At 60.0% G+C, this 19,773-nt stretch carries 20 protein-coding genes; 8 read left to right on the top strand and 12 right to left on the bottom strand.

Annotated features, from left to right (window positions below):
* Positions 1-112: 112 nt before the first annotated feature.
* The gene (gene cueO / locus ACQUTI_RS15965) at positions 113-1,714 is read left to right on the top strand and encodes a multicopper oxidase CueO (protein WP_049116607.1); all 1,602 of its coding nucleotides are present in this window, start codon (positions 113-115) and stop codon (positions 1,712-1,714) included.
* 75 nt (positions 1,715-1,789) lie between these two features.
* Here cueO and ACQUTI_RS15960 read toward each other — a convergent pair whose 3' ends face one another.
* Positions 1,790-4,180, bottom strand: coding sequence for a glucose/quinate/shikimate family membrane-bound PQQ-dependent dehydrogenase (locus ACQUTI_RS15960; RefSeq protein WP_023319745.1), 2,391 nt, complete (start codon positions 4,178-4,180; stop codon positions 1,790-1,792).
* A 79-nt stretch (positions 4,181-4,259) separates the two neighbouring features.
* Between ACQUTI_RS15960 and ACQUTI_RS15955 the strand changes: the two genes are divergently transcribed.
* On the top strand, positions 4,260-4,379 hold the full coding sequence (locus ACQUTI_RS15955) for a hypothetical protein (RefSeq protein ID WP_032426021.1): 120 nt from the start codon (positions 4,260-4,262) through the stop codon (positions 4,377-4,379).
* 4 nt (positions 4,380-4,383) lie between these two features.
* Positions 4,384-4,920, top strand: coding sequence for a hypoxanthine phosphoribosyltransferase (gene hpt, locus ACQUTI_RS15950; protein ID WP_004204384.1), 537 nt, complete (start codon positions 4,384-4,386; stop codon positions 4,918-4,920).
* Between the two features lie 55 nt (positions 4,921-4,975).
* Here hpt and can read toward each other — a convergent pair whose 3' ends face one another.
* Positions 4,976-5,638, bottom strand: coding sequence for a carbonate dehydratase (gene can / locus ACQUTI_RS15945; protein ID WP_004204385.1), 663 nt, complete (start codon positions 5,636-5,638; stop codon positions 4,976-4,978).
* Positions 5,639-5,816: 178 nt separating this feature from the next.
* On the opposite strand from can, the gene ACQUTI_RS15940 reads away from it, so the two are divergent.
* The 4 genes from ACQUTI_RS15940 (at position 5,817) to ACQUTI_RS15925 (ending at position 9,385) form a co-directional block, all read left to right on the top strand.
* A complete protein-coding gene (locus tag ACQUTI_RS15940) occupies positions 5,817-6,743 on the top strand; it encodes an ABC transporter ATP-binding protein (protein WP_004204387.1) in 927 nt (308 codons plus the stop codon).
* Entirely contained in the window at positions 6,740-7,510 is a 771-nt protein-coding gene (locus tag ACQUTI_RS15935) for an ABC transporter permease (RefSeq protein WP_004204389.1), read from the top strand. Before ACQUTI_RS15940 ends, ACQUTI_RS15935 begins: the two co-directional genes overlap by 4 nt.
* A gap of 122 nt (positions 7,511-7,632) precedes the next feature.
* The gene (locus ACQUTI_RS15930; RefSeq protein WP_004204391.1) at positions 7,633-8,073 is read left to right on the top strand and encodes a PTS sugar transporter subunit IIA; all 441 of its coding nucleotides are present in this window, start codon (positions 7,633-7,635) and stop codon (positions 8,071-8,073) included.
* Positions 8,074-8,131: 58 nt separating this feature from the next.
* A complete protein-coding gene (locus ACQUTI_RS15925) occupies positions 8,132-9,385 on the top strand; it encodes a polysaccharide deacetylase family protein (protein WP_017901163.1) in 1,254 nt (417 codons plus the stop codon).
* A 36-nt stretch (positions 9,386-9,421) separates the two neighbouring features.
* Here ACQUTI_RS15925 and panD read toward each other — a convergent pair whose 3' ends face one another.
* From panD to thpR, 9 genes are all read right to left on the bottom strand, one after another.
* Complete coding sequence (gene panD, locus ACQUTI_RS15920) at positions 9,422-9,802, bottom strand: aspartate 1-decarboxylase (RefSeq protein WP_004204397.1); 381 nt, start codon at positions 9,800-9,802, stop codon at positions 9,422-9,424.
* A 93-nt stretch (positions 9,803-9,895) separates the two neighbouring features.
* Positions 9,896-10,750 (bottom strand): pantoate--beta-alanine ligase, encoded by an 855-nt coding sequence (panC, locus tag ACQUTI_RS15915; RefSeq protein WP_004204399.1) that lies wholly within the window; start codon positions 10,748-10,750, stop codon positions 9,896-9,898.
* A gap of 11 nt (positions 10,751-10,761) precedes the next feature.
* Positions 10,762-11,553, bottom strand: coding sequence for a 3-methyl-2-oxobutanoate hydroxymethyltransferase (gene panB, locus ACQUTI_RS15910; RefSeq protein WP_004204400.1), 792 nt, complete (start codon positions 11,551-11,553; stop codon positions 10,762-10,764).
* A gap of 119 nt (positions 11,554-11,672) precedes the next feature.
* Positions 11,673-12,152 carry a 2-amino-4-hydroxy-6-hydroxymethyldihydropteridine diphosphokinase gene (gene folK, locus ACQUTI_RS15905; protein WP_023319748.1) on the bottom strand — a complete coding sequence of 160 codons (480 nt, stop codon included), beginning with the start codon at positions 12,150-12,152 and terminating at the stop codon, positions 11,673-11,675.
* On the bottom strand, positions 12,149-13,543 hold the full coding sequence (gene pcnB / locus ACQUTI_RS15900; protein WP_114465191.1) for a polynucleotide adenylyltransferase PcnB: 1,395 nt from the start codon (positions 13,541-13,543) through the stop codon (positions 12,149-12,151). The genes folK and pcnB overlap by 4 nt, the downstream gene beginning before the upstream one ends.
* Positions 13,544-13,605: 62 nt before the next feature.
* Positions 13,606-14,487, bottom strand: coding sequence for a tRNA glutamyl-Q(34) synthetase GluQRS (gene gluQRS, locus ACQUTI_RS15895; protein WP_043521996.1), 882 nt, complete (start codon positions 14,485-14,487; stop codon positions 13,606-13,608).
* A gap of 59 nt (positions 14,488-14,546) precedes the next feature.
* Positions 14,547-15,002 (bottom strand): RNA polymerase-binding protein DksA, encoded by a 456-nt coding sequence (gene dksA / locus ACQUTI_RS15890; RefSeq protein WP_002888845.1) that lies wholly within the window; start codon positions 15,000-15,002, stop codon positions 14,547-14,549.
* Between the two features lie 162 nt (positions 15,003-15,164).
* Positions 15,165-15,881, bottom strand: coding sequence for a DNA/RNA nuclease SfsA (sfsA, locus tag ACQUTI_RS15885; protein ID WP_004204404.1), 717 nt, complete (start codon positions 15,879-15,881; stop codon positions 15,165-15,167).
* Positions 15,881-16,417: an RNA 2',3'-cyclic phosphodiesterase gene (gene thpR, locus ACQUTI_RS15880; RefSeq protein WP_004204405.1), complete on the bottom strand. Its 537-nt coding sequence runs from the start codon at positions 16,415-16,417 to the stop codon at positions 15,881-15,883. Before thpR ends, sfsA begins: the two co-directional genes overlap by 1 nt.
* A 72-nt stretch (positions 16,418-16,489) precedes the next feature.
* Here thpR and hrpB point away from each other — a divergent pair, with 72 nt between their 5' ends.
* Entirely contained in the window at positions 16,490-18,919 is a 2,430-nt protein-coding gene (hrpB, locus tag ACQUTI_RS15875; RefSeq protein WP_122542675.1) for an ATP-dependent helicase HrpB, read from the top strand.
* 47 nt (positions 18,920-18,966) lie between these two features.
* On the opposite strand, the gene ACQUTI_RS15870 is transcribed toward hrpB, so the two are convergent.
* On the bottom strand, positions 18,967-19,767 hold the full coding sequence (locus tag ACQUTI_RS15870) for a prepilin peptidase (RefSeq protein ID WP_043521992.1): 801 nt from the start codon (positions 19,765-19,767) through the stop codon (positions 18,967-18,969).
* Positions 19,768-19,773 lie beyond the last annotated feature (6 nt).

Genomic DNA, 19,773 nt, shown 5'->3' with positions numbered 1-19,773 from the left:
TAGCATACTTCTTTACACAGCGCCGATCTTTATTCTCACTCTTCTGCTTGACCTTCCCGTTACGGTAGGGTTTAAGCTCAAATATTCGCCCGCAGAATAAAAGGATGTGAATATGCAACGTCGAGACTTCCTCAAACTGACCGCCGCGGTCAGCATGGCCAGCGCGTTACCGCTTTGGAGCCGTGCGGTCTTTGCAGCCAGTCGCCCGGCCCTGCCGGTACCGTCGCTGTTGACGGCCGATGCGCGCAACCGTATCGCGCTGACCATCCAGGCGGGCAAAACGCAATTTGGCGGGATGAACGCCACCACATGGGGGTATAACGGCTCGCTGCTGGGGCCCGCGCTGCAGCTGACGCAGGGGAAGACCATCACGGTGGACATTACTAACCAGCTGGCAGAAGAGACCACGCTGCACTGGCATGGTCTGGAGGTCCCGGGCGAGGTCGACGGGGGACCGCAGGGGGTTATCGCCCCGGGCTCCACTCGGACGGTGAGCTTCACGCCAACGCAACGGGCGGCCACCTGCTGGTTTCACCCGCATCAGCACGGGACCACCGGTCGGCAGGTGGCGATGGGGCTGGCGGGGCTGGTGCTGATCGAGGATGAAGAGAGCGGACGCCTGCTGTTGCCGAAGCAGTGGGGAATCGATGATGTACCGGTTATCGTACAGGACAAGAAGTTTACCGCCGCTGGCGAAATTGATTATCAGCTGGATGTCATGAGCGCCGCCGTCGGCTGGTTTGGCGATACGCTGTTGACCAATGGCGCTCTCTATCCTGAACATGCCGCCCCGCGCGGCTGGCTACGTCTGCGCTTGCTGAACGGCTGTAATGCCCGTTCCCTCAATTTTGCGACCAGTGATAAGCGCCCGCTGTACGTGGTGGCCAGCGACGGCGGTCTGCTGGCGGAGCCGGTGAAGGTCAATGAACTGCCGGTCTTGATGGGGGAGCGTTTTGAGGTGCTGGTGGACACCAGCGACGGTAAACCTTTTGATCTGGTGACCCTGCCGGTGAGCCAGATGGGCATGGCCATTGCGCCTTTCGATAAACCACAGCCGGTACTGCGCGTCCAGCCGCTGGTTATTCCTGCCTCCGGTAAGCTGCTGGATACCCTGGCCGCTCTGCCGGCGCTACCGTCCCTGACGGGGCTGACGCAGCGTCAGCTCCAGCTGTCGATGGATCCGATGCTTGACAGGATGGGCATGCAGGCGCTGATGGAGAAATATGGCGATCAGGCGATGGCCGGAATGGATCACGGCATGATGGGGCACGGCGGGATGGGCGACATGGGGAGTATGCACCACGGCGACATGAGCAACATGAACCACGGGTCCGGCATGAATCATGGTATGTCGTCGGCTAAGGGGTTTGATTTCCATAACGCCAACCGCATCAACGGCAAAGCCTTCGACATGAATGTGCCGATGTTTGCCGCCGCCAGAGGAGAGTATGAACGCTGGGTCATCTCCGGCAAGGGCGACATGATGCTACATCCGTTCCACATTCACGGCACCCAGTTCCGCATCCTTAGCGAAAACGGCAAGCCGCCAGCGGCGCATCGTAGCGGCTGGAAAGACACCGTTCGTGTGGAAGGGGACGTGAGTGAAGTATTAGTGAAGTTTGATCATCCGGCGCCGAAGGAGTTTGCCTATATGGCCCACTGCCACCTGCTGGAACATGAAGACACCGGGATGATGTTGGGATTCACGGTTTAGGGCGGTATAGCCCTGGCGCGTGGAAATAGGGGATAAAGACAAAAAAAACGGCAACTTTCGTTGCCGTTTTGCGTTTTATTTCGCCTCATCCGGGAGCGCATAGGCGACGATATAATCGCCCATTTTTGTACCAAACGAGCCGTGACCGCCGGCAGAGATGACAACATACTGTTTGCCATTCACTTCGTAAGTCATCGGAGTCGCCTGGCCGCCGGCTGGCAGACGGGCTTCCCACAGTTTCTCACCATTGCTCATATTGTACGCGCGCAGGTAGTTATCCGCGGTCGCGCCGATGAACAGGACGTTACCCGCCGTGGAGATCGGCCCACCCAGCATCGGCATACCCATGGTGAACGGCAGTTTAACCGGCATCGGGAACGGCAGGCTATCCTGCGGAGTACCGATACGTTTTTTCCATACCACTTCGTTGGTTTTCAGATCCAGCGCGGAGATATAGCCCCATGCCGGCTGTTTGCACGGCAGGCCGAACGGCGACAGGAACGGGTTCAGGGTGACGCCGTAAGGGACTCCGTACTGCGGCTGCACGCCGGACTCGGTGCCTGAGCCTTTCGCATCTTTCGGCGGTTCCATTGGGTTGCCCGGGCCGCGTGGGATCAGTTTAGAGACGAACGGCAGCGCCATTGGGTTGGCGATAGCCACCTGACGGTTCGGATCGACGGAGATGCCGCCCCATTCAAACATCCCCAGGTTACCCGGGAAGACGAGGGTGCCCTGCTCAGACGGCGGGGTAAAGATACCTTCATAGCGCATCTGGTGGAAAATCACGCGGCACACCAGCTGGTCGAACATGGTGGCGCCCCACATGTCCGCGCCGGTCAGATCTTTCTTCGGACGGAAGCTCAGATCGGAGAAGGGCTGAGTTTTGGCCACATAATCGCCTTTGGCGGCGCCCTGCGGGACCGGTTTTTCCGGGGCCGGGACCACCAGCTCGCCGTTACGACGATCCAGCACGAAGATGTTGCCGGTTTTCGCCGGAGCATAGATGACCGGCACGGTTTTGCCATTGACTTCAATGTCAGCCAGCGTCGGCTGAGAAGGCATGTCCATATCCCACAGGTCGTGGTGGACGGTCTGGTAGCTCCAGGCCAGTTTACCGGTGGTGGCGTTCAGCGCGACAATCGAGCTGGCATAGCGCTCTTGCTCCGGCGTGCGGTTGCCGCCCCAGATATCCGGAGTGGTCACGCCCATCGGCAGATAGACCAGATCCAGTTTGGCGTCGTAGGCGGCAGGCGCCCAGGAGTTCGGTGAGTTGAGCGTGAAGTGATGCTCATCGCTTGGGATGGCGTTCGGATCTTTCGCGCCTGGATCGAAGGCCCACAGCAGTTTCCCGGTATTCACATCAAAACCGCGGATCACGCCTGACGGCTCACGGGTAGAGAAGTTATCGGTGACTGCGCCGGCAATCACGATGGTCTTATCGGTGATAATCGGCGGGGAAGTGGGTTCATACATGCCCGGCGTGGTCACTGGCATGTTGGTCTGCAGGTTGAGAATACCTTTGTTGGCAAAGGTTTCGCACAGCTTACCGTTGTCGGCGTTTACTGCGAACAGGCGACCATCGTTCACCGGCAGGATAATGCGGCGCGGACAGTCGGCCACGACGTCAGCAGGGGCGTTATCCGCTTTCGCTTCGTGATACGAGACACCGCGGCAGGTGACGTGCTGGAATGACGGGTCGGCGTTCAGTTGCGGGTCAAAATGCCACTTCTCTTTACCGGTGGCGGCGTCAAGCGCGAACAGGCGCTGATGGGCGGTACACAGGAAGAGCGTGTCGCCGACTTTAATCGGTGTCACTTCGTTAGTGATTTCACCCGGATCGTTCGGCTGTTTCAGGTCGCCGGTGCGGAACACCCAGGCTTCCTTCAGGTTCTTCACGTTGTCGGCATTAATCTGCTTCAGCGGGGAGAAGCGCTGACCTTCCTGGTTGCGGCCATAGGCCGGCCAGTCGCCGTCGGCAACGTTGGAGATCGGCGCGGCCGGGGTGGCGTCGGCGCTCAGGGTGCCGTTGATCTCCTGCGGGTCGTTAAAACCAGCCCAGGTCAGCATGCCGCCGCTGATCAGCAGGGCGACGACCAGCGCGCCTACGGCGCCAGCGGAAGGCACCGGCAGACGACGCCAGACAAAAGGCAGGATCAGCCAGATACCAAAGAAGACGAGGATGTCGCTACGCGGCGTCAGCGCCCAGAAGTCGAAGCCGACTTCCCAGACGCCCCAGATCATGGTCGCCAGCAGCAGTGCGGCGTACAGCCACAGCGCAGCGCGCTTGCCGCGCAGCAGCATCACGGTCACGCCAAGCATCACCAGACCGGCGATGGGGTAGTACCAGGAGCCGCCAAGCACGACCAGCCATGCTCCGCCGATTAAAAGATAGAGGCCGCAGAACGCTGCAAATAGCGCAGTCAGCGTCACCAGGAGCCTTGATTGTTGAGACTTTGTTTCAGCCATAGAAAGTTACTCATGTGTTTGTTAATTTTTTAACTGCAATTAATTATAGGATTTAACAAGTGTGATCGGAATCACAAATATGGCTTTATTAATCCCTGCACCGCAGATTTCTTTTTGCTGGTATACTGGATGGCTTGCCGGTCATCGTCGGGGCGAAAGCAGCGGATTTGATGATTTATATTTAGAATCAAATGGTTAGTCTTATGAAACATACTGTAGAAGTGATGATCCCGGAATCCGAGATCAAAGCGCGCATCGCGGAACTGGGTCGTCAAATCAACGAACACTATCAGGACAGCGGCAGCGAAATGGTGCTGGTGGGGCTGCTGCGCGGCTCGTTTATGTTCATGGCCGACCTGTGCCGTGAAGTGCAGGTGCCGCATGAAGTCGATTTTATGACCGCCTCGAGCTACGGCAGCGGCATGTCCACCACCCGTGATGTGAAAATCCTCAAAGATCTGGACGAAGACATCCGTGGTAAAGACGTACTGATCGTGGAAGACATCATCGACTCCGGCAATACCCTGTCTAAAGTGCGTGAGATCCTCAGCCTGCGCGAGCCGAAGTCGCTGGCCATTTGTACGCTGCTGGATAAACCAAGCCGCCGCGAAGTGAATGTCCCGGTTGAGTTCGTCGGTTTCGCCATTCCGGACGAGTTCGTGGTGGGCTACGGTATTGACTACGCTCAGCGCTACCGCCATCTGCCGTATATCGGCAAAGTCACCCTGCTGGACGAGTAAGGGGATATTCCACTCAGGCGCGCGCCGCGCGCGCCTGAGTGGCTAAGTCTGAAGGCTATTTGTGGTTGATGTGCTTGATCTTGAGGTTGGAGATCCCGTGGCGATAGCGCTGTTCGAGGGTTTCCCGGCTCACGGCGGTGACATCCAGATCGCGCAGCAGTCCGTCGTGAATGCCGTATGCCCAGCCGTGGATGGTGACTTTCTGTCCGCGCTTCCACGCCGATTGCATAATTGTCGAATGTCCCAGGTTGTATACCTGCTCCATCACGTTCAGTTCACAAAGGGTATCCAGACGGCGCTCCTCCGGCATTTCCCCCAGCAGCGAGCTGTGTTTAAACCAGATATCGCGGATATGCAGCAGCCAGTTGTCGATGAGCCCCAGCTCTGGGTTCTCCACCGCCGCCTGCACGCCGCCGCAGCCGTAGTGGCCGCAGATAATGATGTGCTCAACTTCAAGGACATCGACGGCATACTGCACCACCGACAGGCAATTGAGGTCGGTGTGGATCACCAGATTCGCCACGTTACGATGCACAAACAGTTCGCCTGGCTCCAGGCCGGTGAGTCGCTCAGCGGGAACGCGGCTGTCAGAACAGCCAATCCACAGGAAGCGCGGTTTCTGCGTTTGCGACAGTTTCTCAAAAAAGCCGGGGTCCTCTTCCACCAGCATTTTTGACCATAGTGCATTGTTGCTGATGAGTGTATCTATATCATTCATGGACGTTATCGGCCTGTAACCAAGTAAGTGCGTTGCGCTAATATAGGGTAAGCTCACCTTTTTTAAAACCATCTTAACCCGTGATACTTCAGGCTGCAGATGCGCTGGCCGCGACAGTACAGCGCAAACGTCAGTCAGGCGGGTTAATGACGTGTCATGACACGAGAAGAGATATTTAATGACCATTGCTCTGGAATTAAAACAGCTCAAAAAAACCTACCCCGGCGGGGTTCAGGCACTGCGGGGAATCGACCTGCAGGTTGAAGCGGGGGATTTCTATGCCCTGCTGGGCCCGAACGGGGCGGGAAAATCCACGACGATCGGCATCATCAGCTCGCTGGTGAACAAAACCTCCGGTCAGGTCAATGTCTTTGGCTACGATCTGGAGAAAGATGTCGTCAACGCCAAGCGCCAGCTTGGCCTGGTGCCGCAGGAGTTTAACTTTAACCCGTTCGAGACCGTGCAGCAGATCGTCGTTAACCAGGCGGGCTACTACGGCGTTGAGCGTAAAGAAGCCATCGCCCGCAGCGAAAAGTACTTAAAACAGCTCGATCTGTGGGAAAAACGCAGCGAACGCGCGCGGATGCTCTCCGGCGGGATGAAGCGCCGCCTGATGATCGCTCGCGCGTTGATGCATGAGCCGAAGCTGCTGATCCTCGACGAGCCGACCGCCGGCGTCGATATCGAACTCCGCCGCTCGATGTGGGGCTTCCTCAAGGATCTCAACGATCGCGGAACTACCATTATTCTGACCACCCACTATCTCGAAGAGGCCGAAATGTTGTGCCGCAACATCGGCATCATCCAGCACGGTACCCTGGTGGAAAACACCTCGATGAAAGCGCTGCTGTCGAAGCTGAAGTCAGAGACCTTTATTCTCGACCTCGCGCCAAAAAGCCCGGTGCCGAAGCTCGAGGGCTACCAGTATCAGCTGGTCGATACCTCGACGCTGGAAGTGGAGGTCCTGCGCGAGCAGGGGATTAACAGCGTCTTCGCGCAGCTGAGCGCCCAGGGGGTGCAGGTACTGAGTATGCGTAACAAAGCCAACCGTCTGGAAGAGCTGTTTGTCACCCTGGTGCATGAGCGAAAAGGAGAGTCAGCATGATGCAGCTTTATTGGGTCGCGCTGAAAAGCATCTGGACCAAAGAGATCCACCGTTTTATGCGCATCTGGGTGCAGACGCTGGTGCCGCCGGTGATCACCATGACCCTGTACTTCGTGATTTTCGGCAACCTGATCGGCTCGCGCATCGGCGAGATGCATGGCTTTACCTATATGCAGTTTATCGTGCCGGGCCTGATCATGATGGCGGTGATCACCAACGCTTACGCCAACGTCGCCTCGTCGTTCTTCAGCGCCAAGTTTCAGCGCAACATTGAGGAGCTGCTGGTGGCACCGGTGCCGACGCACGTGATTATCGCCGGCTATGTGGGCGGCGGGGTGGCGCGCGGGCTGTGCGTGGGCATCCTGGTGACCGCGGTGTCGCTGTTCTTTGTGCCGTTCCAGGTTCACTCCTGGCTGTTTGTCGCCCTGACGCTGCTCCTTACCGCGGTGCTGTTCTCGCTGGCCGGGCTGCTGAACGCGGTGTTTGCCAAGACCTTCGATGACATCAGCCTGATCCCGACCTTTGTGCTGACGCCGCTGACCTATCTCGGCGGGGTGTTCTACTCGCTGACCCTGCTGCCGCCGTTCTGGCAGGGGCTGTCGCATCTGAACCCCATCGTCTACATGATCAGCGGTTTCCGCTTCGGCTTCCTCGGTATCAACGATGTGCCGCTGGTGACCACCTTTGCGGTGCTGGTGGTCTTCATCGTCGCCTTCTATCTCCTCTGCTGGTCGTTAATCCAGCGCGGCCGCGGCCTGCGTAGCTGATACTCATCACGGTTAGCGCTTCCGGACGCCAATACACGAAGCGCTAACCGCTTATCTTTGACCGCCATCACCGATACGCCATCTTCCCCTTGCTACATTGTTGGCTGGCTAAGGAGGGAAGCATGCTTGGTTGGGTCATTACCTGCCACGATGAGCTGGCGCAGGAGATGCTGGATCGTCTTGAACAAAAATTTGGTCCACTGGCCCAGTGCCGGGCGGTCAATTACTGGCGCAATCTCAGCAGCAATATGTTGAGCCGGATGATGTGCGATGCGCTGCATGCCACCGACTCCGGGGACGGGGTCATTTTCCTTACCGACAGAACCGGCGCGGCGCCTTATCGGGCCGCGGCGCTGATGAGCCACAAACATACCCACTGCGAAGTGATCTCCGGCGTCAGCTATTCATTACTTGAGCGAATGTATCTGCTGCGGAATACGTTAAGCAGCGAGGCGTTTCGCCAGGCTATCGTCAGCGCGGGCGGTCCGATGGTGAGCAGCCTGTGGCATCAGCAGCAGAAGAACCCCCCGTTCCGGTTGCGTCATGATACCTTTGGAAATTAAGCAGCGGGACAGATGCCGCTTTTGTTACAATAACCGCCGTTGATGGTTTACCGGTTTGATGCGCATGCTTGCCCGATTTTTTACTCTGCTTCTTTTACTGACCTCACTCAGCGCCTCCGCCAGTCTGCTTAGCCAGCAGGGCAAGCCTGTGCGCTATATGCAAACCACCGAAGACGCGGTTATCTGGGCGCAGGTGGGGAACCATGTGGTCAGCGTCGGCAATGTGCGTGCCGGGCAAATCCTCGCGGTTGTCCCGACGGCGGCTGATTACTATGAGTTTCGCTTCGGCTTCGGCACCGGGTTTATTGACAAGGGCCATCTGGAGCCAGTGCAGGGTAAGCAGCGGGTGGAGGACCGTCTTGGGGATCTCAATAAGCCGCTGAGTAACCAGAATTTACTCACCTGGAAAGATACGCCGCTCTATGACGCTCCCTCTGTGAGCAGCGCGCCGTTCGGCACGCTGGCCAATAATCTGCGCTATCCGATCCTCAGCAAGCTGAAGGACCGGCTCAATCAGACCTGGTTTCAGATCCGCATTGGCGACCGGCTGGCGTGGGTCAGCAGTCTGGATGCGCAGGAGGATAACGGGATCCCCGTGCTGACCTATCACCATATTCTGCGTGACGAAGAGAACACCCGTTTCCGCCATACCTCGACCACCACCTCGGTACGCGCCTTTAATAACCAGATGACCTGGCTGCGGGATCAGGGTTATACCACGCTGACCCTCTATCAGCTGGAAGGCTACGTGCGCAATAAAATCAACCTTCCGGCCCGGGCAGTCGCCATCACCTTCGATGACGGCTTGAAATCGGTAAATCGCTACGCCTATCCGGTGCTGAAACAGTATGGCTTCCACGCCACCGCCTTTATTATTTCATCGCGTATTAAGCGTCATCCGCAGCAATGGGATCCGAAATCGCTGCAGTTCATGAGCATTTCTGAGCTCCGGCAGATCCAGGACGTCTTTGACATTCAGTCGCATACCCACTTTCTCCACCGGGTGGACGCCAGCCGGCGGCCGATCTTATTCAGCCGCAACTACCATAATATTCTGTTTGATTTTGCCCGCTCGCGCCGGGCGCTGAGCCAGTTTAATCCACATGTCCTCTACCTTTCCTATCCCTTCGGCGGCTATAACGCCACGGCGGTGCAGGCGGCGAATGACGCCGGGTTTCATATGGCGGTGACGACGGTGCGTGGGAAGGTGAAGCCGGGGGACAATCCGTTTCTGCTAAAGCGGTTATATATCTTACGCACGGATTCGCTGGAGACGATGTCGCGGCTGATCAGTAACCAGCCGCAGGGGTAAACTTCGGCGCTGCGCCTGAGCGCGGCGCCGTGGTCATCAGGCGACCTGCACCGGAATCGCTTTTGCCTGGCGCTTCATTTCGTTGTCGCCTTCGAAGTAGGCGATGTTGGGCTGCCAGCGGCGCGCCTCTTCGTCAGACATGGTGACGAAGCTGGCGATGATCAGGATATCGCCGACGCTGGCGCAGTGCGCGGCGGCGCCGTTAACGGAGATGATTCTGGAGCCCCGTTCGGCGGCAATGGCGTAGGTGGAGAAACGGTTGCCGTTGGTGACGTTCCAGAGGTGAATGGTTTCATTCTCCAGAATACCGGCCGCATCCAGGAAGTCCTGGTCAATGGCGCAGGAACCTTCATAGTGCAGGTCAGCCTGCGTCACTTTTACGCGGTGGAGCTTGCCCTGCAGCATATTACGCATCATAACTTCTACCCTATAACCTTAATGTAGCAGAGCGGACACGACGTCCGCCCTGAGAAAAGCCCGGGCAAGTATTGCCCGATTTTTACCCGCTGTCTACTGACCGAGCGTGACGATCTGGTTGTCGATCAGGCGGGCCTGACCGAGCCAGGCGGCCATCAGGATCACCGCGCGCTGGCTGGCGTCGGTCAGTTCAAGCAGGGTGTCGGCATCGCGGATCTGAATGTCGTCGGCGCGGAAACCTTTCTCGTTCAGCTCCTGTTCGGCGATAGCGATGATCTCGTCGAGCTGACGGTCGCCGGCGGCCAGTTTTTCCGCCACCGCGCTCAGCACTTTATACAGGCCGGGAGCGATTTTGCGCTGGTCGGCTGTCAGGTAGCCGTTACGCGAGCTTAGCGCCAGGCCATCCTTCGCGCGGACGATCGGCACGCCGATAATATCGATATCGTAGCCCATGTCGGCAACCATCTTGCGGATCAGCGCCAGCTGCTGGAAGTCTTTCTCGCCAAAGCAAGCGACGTCAGGCTGAACCAGGTTAAACAGCTTACTGACGATGGTCGATACGCCGCGGAAATGGCCCGGGCGGCTGGCGCCTTCCAGCATGGTGGACAGGCCGGGGACGTCGACGTAGGTCTGGCCTTCGGTGCCCTGCGGGTAGACTTCCGCCGGCGTCGGCGCGAAGACAAAATCGACATGACGCTTGTTCAGCTTTTCACAATCATCCTGTAGGGTGCGCGGGTAGCGCGCCAGGTCATCGGCGCGGTCAAACTGCATCGGATTGACGAAAATACTGACCACCACCACGTCCGCGCTGGCTTTGGCTTCATCAACCAGCTTCATATGACCATCATGCAGGTTGCCCATCGTCGGGACCAGCGCGATACGCTTGCCTTCCTGACGCAGACGGCGGATATGCTGACGCAGCAGCAGCACGGATTCTATAATCAGCACAACAAGACTCCTTAATGGAAACTGTGTTCTTCGCCCGGATAGACCCCGGATTCAACTTCGGCAATATACTGCCGCACCGCGGCGCGGATGTCGCCCGCCTCGGCAAGGAAATTCTTGGCAAATTTCGGAATGTGGCCGCCGGTAATGCCGAAAGCGTCATGCATCACCAGGATCTGCCCATCGGTGACGTTGCCCGCGCCGATGCCGATCACCGGAATGGTCAGGGCTTCGGTGATGCGTTTCGCCAGGGCGACCGGGACGCACTCCAGCACCAGCAGTTGCGCGCCTGCCGCTTCCAGCGCTAACGCGTCTTCAAACAGGGTCTGCGCCGCATCGCCGCGTCCCTGCACTTTATAGCCACCGAAGACGTTCACCGACTGCGGCGTCAGGCCGAGATGGCCGCAAACCGGCACCGCGCGTTCCGCCAGCATCTTCACGGTCTCGGCCAGCCAGGCGCCGCCTTCGAGTTTGACCATATTGGCGCCAGCGCGCATCACGACGGCGGCATTTTCGAAGGCCTGCTCCGGCGTGGCGTAGGCCATAAACGGCAGGTCGGCGAGCAGCAGGCTGTTCGGCGCGCCGCGGCGGACGGCGCGGGTGTGATAGGCGATATCTTCTACGGTGACCGGCAGGGTGGAGTCGTGACCCTGCACCGTCATTCCCAGCGAGTCGCCCACCAGCAGCACATTAATGCCTTCATCGGCGAACAGCTTCGCGAAGCTATGGTCGTAGGCGGTAATGGTGGCAAAGCGCTTCTTTTCCTGTTTGCATTTCTGCAGCAGGGCAATGGTGGTCGGTTTCATAACATTTCCTGATGATGAAAGTCATATTAACCGGCATTCTAACAGCAGCATTCAGAGGGGCAATGATTTTGGGCAACCGATTACGACGATCGCCGCAAATGCTAAAAAAGGAGAGGGAATTACCAGATAGCGGGCTTTGCCGCGCCGAGATCATCCAGCACGGCGCGCAGCGCCATGCCGTCAGGAAAGTGGAGGTCCGGGGCGATCTCGAACAGCGGCCAGAGCATAAAGCCGCGGTTTCTCATATCGTAGTGCGGAACGGTCAGGCGCTCGCTGTTAATGACCGCATCGCCAAACAGCATAATGTCGAGATCGAGGGTGCGCGGCCCCCAGCGTTCGGCTTTGCGCACCCGACCCTGCTGCAGCTCAATGCGCTGGGTGTGATCGAGCAGCGCCTCAGGGGACAGCGTGGTTTCCAGCGCGACGGCGGCGTTGAGATAGTCTGGCTGATCCTGCGGGCCCAGCGGCGGCGTGCGGTAGAACGAAGAGACGTTCACCACGCGGCTGTGCGGAATTTCGCCCAGGGCGTGGATAGCCGCCTGCACCTGCGCCAGTGGCGAAGCGAGGTTACTGCCGAGGGCGATATAGGCCAGGGTCATGCGTTACCCTGGCGTGGCGCGCGCTTGCGCGGACGGCGGTGGCGACGGCGCGGCGCCGGATCGTCCCCGAGGTCGTTGAGCATATCTTTTTGCGCCGGCGGCGCGGCGACCTGGAATTCGCCCCACCATTTGGTCAGACGCTGCAGTTCGCCGTTGTTTTCAGCGCCAGCGCGTAGCTCCAGCAGATCGTAGGCGGCGCGGAATTTCGGATGCTCCATCAGCTTCCAGGCGCGTTTGCCCTGGCGACGGGACATGCGCAGCTGCAGCTGCCAGATATCGCGGATCAGGGTGGTGATGCGCTTAGGGATCGCCAGCGTACGGCAGGCTTCGTCCAGTACGTCGTTCATCGCCAGGGCGAAGGCGTCATAGTATGCCAGACCGCTCTCTTGGGCGATTTTCTGCGCCGTCTCCAGCAGCGGATACCAGAACATCACTGCGAACAGGAAGGCCGGATTGACGCGCATGTCGTTACGAATGCGGGTATCGGTGTTCTTCAGCACCTGGTTGATGATCCGCTCCATCGGGCTATCGCCGCGCTCGGTAAAGTAGCGGGTGATGCTCGGGAACAGCGGCTGGAACAGGTTGTATTCCCGCAGCAGCAGGTAGGTCTGATAGCCATGCCCGGCCTGCAGCAGCTTGAGCACTTCTTCGAACAGGCGCGCCGGCGGCACGTCGTGGAGCAGGGCGGCCAGCCGCGGCAGCGGTTCGGCCGTTTCCGGACTGATGGTCATATCCAGCTTGGCGGCGAAGCGCACCGCGCGCAGCATGCGTACCGGATCCTCGCGATAGCGGGTTTCCGGATTGCCGATCAGGCGGATCACGCCGTCCTGCAGATCCTTCATGCCGCCGACGTAGTCGCGAACGGTAAAGTCCGCCACGCTGTAATAGAGGCTGTTGATGGTGAAGTCGCGACGCTGGGCGTCCTCTTCGATCGAGCCGAAGATATTATCACGCAGCAGCATGCCGTTCTGGCCCCGCTGGGAGGTGACGCGATCGGTAGTGTGTCCTTCGTGATGGCCACGGAAGGTAGCGACCTCAATAATTTCCGGCCCGAACATGACGTGCGCGAGGCGGAAACGGCGCCCAACCAGACGGCAGTTGCGGAACAGCTTGCGTACCTGATCCGGCGTGGCGTTGGTCGTGACGTCAAAATCTTTTGGCTTTTTGCCAAGCAGCAGGTCGCGGACGCCGCCGCCGACCAGCCAGGACTCGTAGCCCGCCTTGTTGAGGCGGTACATGACCTTGAGGGCGTTTTCACTGATATCTTTGCGGGAAATAGCATGCTGCTCACGCGGGATCACCGTCATAGGCGTTGGTTCGACGGCGGCTTCTGCCTCGCGCTCCTCACGGCTTAGCACCTTACGGCAAAAATTAGCGACTCGGGTAAAAATGGTGCACCTCGTAGTGTCAGACGGACTTCAGATCAACTGTACAGTGTAAAAATAGCGGCTAATCATAGCTCAGCGGGAGCCATTTGAGAATGCTCGATTTTCGCCGGCTGCCAGTTGGCGACGGCCTGGGCGAGTAAATCATCGATGCTCAGGGCCTGCCACTCCCCGGCGATCTCCTGATTCAGAAAGCGGAGCGCCCGGACGATTTCGGGGCGCGGATCGCCTTCCGGCAGCGCCGGCGCGTGGTTTTGTTTAGAGAGCTTATTGCCGTCGGCATTGAGGGCCAGCGGCAGATGGAGGTAGTCCGGTGCCTGCCAGCCAAAATGCTGATACAGCGAAATCTGCCGCACCGTCGGCTCAATCAGATCGGCGCCGCGGACGATCTCGGTGATCCCCTGAAAGTGGTCATCGACCACCACCGCCAGGTTGTAGGCAAACAGTCCATCGCGACGGTGGATAATAAAATCTTCTCGCGCCAGCGGCTCGTTGGCGACCAGCGTGCCGCGCAGGCGGTCGGTGAACTGCAGAACCGGACGGGTCTGGCGCAGACGCAGCGCGGCGTTTTCCGCCCCCAGCCCAAGGTCGCGGCAGTGACCATCATAGATCCCGCCCACGGCGTGGATCCGCGCGCGGGTGCAGGTGCAGTAGTAGCTCAGCCCTTGCTCGCTCAGCCAGGCCAGCGCCTCGCGGTAGGCTTCGTGCCGTTGCGACTGCCAGATCACCTCGCCGTCCCAATGCAGACCGTAGTGGTCGAGCTGGCGCAGTATGGTGTCGGCGGCCCCGGGGACTTCGCGCGGCGGGTCGATATCTTCAATACGAACGCGCCAGATACCCTGGTTCGCGCGGGCCTGCAGGTAGCTGCCGAGCGCGGCGATCAGAGAGCCGAAGTGGAGTTCGCCGGAGGGGGAGGGAGCAAAGCGCCCTATATAGCGTGAGTCAGTCATGGTACGGACAACAGAACCAGGCGGGAGAGACTCCCGCCAGAGAGTGAGGCAGCAGGGGATTAGCCCGCCATCTGTTTTTCGCGAATTTCCGCCAGGGTTTTGCAGTCAATGCACAGATCCGCTGTCGGACGCGCTTCCAGACGGCGAATGCCGATCTCCACGCCGCAGGATTCGCAGTAGCCGAAGTCTTCGTCTTCAACTTTTTTCAGCGTTTTCTCGATCTTTTTGATCAGTTTACGTTCGCGGTCGCGGTTACGCAGCTCCAGGCTGAACTCTTCTTCCTGGGCGGCACGGTCTACCGGGTCCGGGAAGTTAGCAGCTTCATCCTGCATGTGCGATACGGTGCGATCCACTTCATCCCTGAGTTGATTACGCCATGCTTCAAGAATACGCTTGAAGTGCGCCAGCTGGGCTTCGTTCATATACTCTTCGCCCGGTTTCTCTTGGTACGGCTCCACCCCAGCGATGGCGAGAATACTCAGGGACGATGTTTTACGGTTTTGCCCTTCTTGCATGTTGCTTCTCCTTAACACGCACTATCGATCCCCATGTGGGGGAAAATCAGGCCGCTATAAATAGCAGATGCTTTTCCGGATAGCAATTATCTAAACGTTACACTTGACAACCCTGTGAAGAAAAGCGTATTCGCGCTTGCGACCCGAACACTATTTAGCCATTTATTTACCGGGGTTTAACACCACGGCAATCGGCTTATTCAGAGTCATCCTCGTCGTAGAAAGTTCCGCCTTCCAGGCGAGAATTTCCACCCCCTTGTCGCGGGCTTCTGTTAACAGCTGTGCGTATCTGGCATCAATATGATGCGCGGGAGAGAAACGGTCAATTGCCGAATGCAGGACGGCAAATAAAATCACCGCGCGGTCGCCATTTGCCGCGACGGCCATCAGCTCCCGCAGGTGCTTCTGTCCGCGCATAGTCACCGCATCAGGAAAATAACCGTATTCTTTCTCCGCCAACGTAACCGATTTCACTTCAATATAGCAGTTTTGGCGATCATCTGCCTGTAACATAATATCGATACGGCTATTCTCAGCGCCATATTTCACTTCGCTTTTCAGCTGGTTATAGCCTGAAAGTTCAGGGATTATTCCGGCGGAAATTGCTTCTTTCGCCAGCGTATTCGCGCGCAGCGTGTTGACGCAAATAACGGCGCCCTGCTGCGTTTCAGTTAATTCCCAGGTATGGGCATATTTGCGCTTCGCATTGTCAGAAGTGGAATACCAGACGGTGTCGCCCGGGACGGCGCAGCCGGTCATGGCACCGGTATTTGGGCAGTGGAGCGTCAATTCGCGGCCATCGGGGGTCACCACGTCGGCAAGAAAACGTTTGTAACGTTTAAGCAAAATGGCGGGTTGCAACGGCGGATCAAACTGCATCAATTTTCCTTATCAAACGGATAATGTTCCAGCGCCGTGTAGCGCGTGCGCCCGCGGCTAAAGCTGGATTCATAGAGCACGAACTCGTTCACCGGAAACGTCCAGCGAAAGCCGGGCGGCGGGATCGGCACCGCCTGACGGGCATCGCGCCACAGGGTAATGTGCGGATGAAACGGCTGCGGACTCTGATAGCAGCCGCTGCGCGCCGCCTGAGCGCGCAGCATACTGGCAAGCTGCAGCAGGCCGCGCGGTGGCTGACGGGTCCCGAGCCAGACCACCCGCGAACGCAGCCACTGTCCGGCATCGTCCAGCGTCAGGGTAAAGCCCGGCTGCTGGAGGCGGCCGGCGAGGGCAGACAGCGCCCGCTGTTTTTCCGCGCTCACCTCGCCGAGAAACGCCAGCGTCAGATGAAGGTTATCCGCCGCGACGGGCCTGCCGGCATCCTCAGGGAAGTGCGTTGCCCGCCACTGGACAATCTGTTTGCGGACGGCAGGCGGCAGTTCAATCGCAAAAAACAGCCTTTTCGGCTCAGACATGATAGAGACTCGGTAATGAATTAGGGGGATGCTACAATGCGAGCCCCTGAATGTTAACCCCCGGAGCCTTTTGTGTCCTCATTGCCGGTTGCCGCCGTCCTCCCAGAACTGTTATCCGCCCTGCAGCATGCGCCGCAGGTTTTGCTCAACGCGCCGACCGGCGCCGGGAAGTCGACCTGGCTGCCGCTGCAGATCCTCGCTGAGGGTAACATCGCGGGACGCATTATCCTGCTGGAGCCTAGGCGTCTGGCGGCGCGCAATGTCGCGCAGCGGCTGGCTGAACTGCTCGGCGAAAAGCCAGGGGAGACCGTGGGTTACCGCATGCGTGCCGAAACCTGCGTCGGGCCACAGACCCGCCTGGAGGTGGTCACGGAGGGGATCCTGACGCGCATGATCCAGCGCGATCCCGAGCTGACGGGCGTGGGGCTGGTGATCCTCGATGAGTTTCACGAGCGCAGCCTGCAGGCGGATCTGGCGCTGGCCCTGCTGCTTGATGTCCAGCAGGGGTTACGTGACGATCTCAAACTGCTCATCATGTCGGCGACCCTTGATAACGATCGCCTGCAGCGTCTGCTGCCTGAGGTGCCGGTGGTGGTCTCGGAGGGGCGCGCTTATCCGGTGGAGCGTCGCTTCAGCCCGCTCTCCGCGCACCAGCGTTTTGATGAGGCGGTGGCGATAGCGGCGGCGGAGCTCCTGCGGCATGAACAGGGATCGATGCTGCTGTTTCTGCCCGGCGTCGGCGAGATCCAGCGCGTTCAGGAACAGCTGACGGAGCGCGTGGCGGAGGATGTCATCCTCTGCCCGCTGTATGGCGCTTTGCCCCTAAGCGAGCAGCGCAAAGCGATCCTCCCGGCGCCGGCCGGGAAGCGCAAAGTGGTGCTGGCCACCAACATTGCTGAGACCAGTTTAACCATCGAGGGCATCCGCCTGGTGGTCGACACCGCCCAGGAGCGTGTTGCCCGCTTTGACCCGCGCACCGGCCTGACCCGGCTGGTGACGCAGCGCATCAGCCAGGCATCGATGACCCAGCGCGCCGGACGCGCCGGTCGTCTCTCCCCGGGGATCTGCCTGCATTTGCTCGGCAAAGAACAGGCCGAACGAGCGGCGGCGCAGAGCGAACCGGAGATCCTGCACAGCGATCTGTCGGCGCTGTTGCTGGAGCTGCTGCAGTGGGGTTGCCACGATCCGGCCTCGCTGGCCTGGCTGGATCAGCCGCCGGCGGTGAACCTGGCTGCCGCGCGCCGCCTGCTGGAGGCGCTCTCGGCGCTGGACGGCGAGCGGCTGTCGGCGTTTGGCCGCAAAATGGCCACCCTCGGCAACGAGCCCCGGCTGGCGGCGATGCTGGCCGCTGCGCAGACCGATGACGAAGTGGCGACGGCGGCCAGGCTGGCGGCGATCCTTGAGGAGCCGCCGCGCGGCGGGCTGGTGGATTTGGGCGCCGTCTTTTCCCGTCAGCAGGCCAACTGGCAGCAGCGCGCGCAGCAGCTGATGAAGCGTCTGGCCTGCCGCAGCGGCCAGCCCGATGCGGGACGAATGGCTGCGCTCCTGGCGTCGGCCTTCGCCGACCGCATCGCCCGCCGCCGCGGTCAGGAGGGACGCTATCAGCTGGCGAACGGTATGGGCGCGATGCTGGACGCCGACGACGCGCTGGGCCGCCATGAGTGGCTGATCGCTCCGCTGCTGCTGCAGGGCAGCGCCTCACCGGATGCCCGCATGCTGCTGGCTCTGCCGGTGGATATCGGCGAGCTGATCGCCGCCCGTCCCGAGCTGGCGCAGCGTTCCGACACGGTGGAGTGGGATGAAGCGCAGGGGACGCTGAAAGCCTGGCGGCGGACGGTGACGGGCCAGCTGGTGATTAAGACCCAGCCGCTGGCGAAGCCCTCTGAGGCGGAGCTGCATCAGGCGATGCTCAACGGGATTCGTGAGAAAGGCCTCGGTGTGCTCAACTGGACGCCAGAGGCCGAGCAGCTGCGGCTGCGGCTGCAGTGTGCGGCGCAATGGCTGCCGGAAGAGGCGTGGCCCGCGGTGGATGACGCTTCGCTGCTGGCCTCGCTGGAGGCATGGCTGCTGCCGCAGATGAACGGCGTTCACTCGCTGCGGGCGCTGAAGGCGCTGGATCTGCGGCAGGCGCTCCAGGACTGGCTGCCGTGGCCGCTGCGCCAGAAGCTGGATCGCGAGCTGCCGACGCACTATACCGTGCCGACCGGCAGCCGTCTGGCGATCCGTTACCATGCGGAGAACCCGCCGGCGCTGGCGGTGCGTATGCAGGAGATGTTCGGCGAGGCCACGACGCCGGTTATCGCCGAGGGGCGAGTGCCGCTGGTGCTGGAGCTGCTGTCGCCCGCTCAGCGTCCGCTGCAGATCACTCGCGATCTCAGCGCCTTCTGGCAGGGGAGCTACCGTGAGGTGCAGAAAGAGATGAAGGGACGCTATCCGAAACACGTCTGGCCGGACGATCCGGCCAACGCCGCTCCGACCCGACGCAGCAAAAAATATTCGTAGCCCCAGGCGCCGGGCGGCATTCTGCCCGGCCAGTCGAACCACTCACGCTAGACCATCTGCTGCCAGAGAAAAACGCCCCCTCCCGCCAGCGCCAGCCAGGGGCCGAAGGCCAGCGGCTGCTGCAGCGACTGCCGGGTCCACAGGCGCTGCAGCAGGGTCCACGTCAGCCCGCTGGCCGAGGCGAACAACAGCACCTGCGGCAGAGCCTGCCAGCCGCACCAGGCGCCCAGCGCCGCCAGCAGCTTAAAATCGCCATAGCCCAGAGCCTCTTTGCCGGTCAGCAGGCGGAACAGCCAATAGACCGACCACAGCGCCAGATAACCAGCCATCGCCCCGGCGACCGCGTCCGGCAGCGCAATGTACACCTCGTTAAGATTGAACAGCAGTCCGGCCCACAGCAGGGGCAGGGTCAGGCGGTCGGGCAGCAGCTGGGTCCGGGCATCAATCCGCGCCAGTATCAGCAGAAAGGAGAGCAGCACCAGGCCGCCCGCCAGCGCCAGTCCCGGTGCGAGCAGCGCCCCGGCGAGGATAAACAGCAGGCCGGTGGTCAGCTCGGTCAGCGGATAGCTCCACGAGATGCGCGCCTGACAGCAGCGGGCGCGACGGCCTAGCCAGAGGAAGCTGACCAGCGGGATATTGTCCCGCCAGGCTATCGGCTGGCGACACTGCGGACAGGATGAGCCCGGCGTGCTGAGGGTTAGCGGCTCGTCGTCCGCGGTCTGGGCCAGCATGCGCGGCAGACGGTAGATCACCACGTTGTAAAAGCTGCCCAGCGCCAGGCCGAACAGCAGCAGAAAGCCATACCAGATAAGAGGGAAATGCAGCGATAATGCGGCTAATGTCGTCATTTTTGC

It is taken from the genome of Klebsiella sp. 7-CIP_Kleb. (genome assembly GCF_050378655.1).
GTDB classification, from domain to species: domain Bacteria; phylum Pseudomonadota; class Gammaproteobacteria; order Enterobacterales; family Enterobacteriaceae; genus Klebsiella; species Klebsiella quasipneumoniae.
This window is presented reverse-complemented; position numbering and strand designations above follow the sequence as displayed.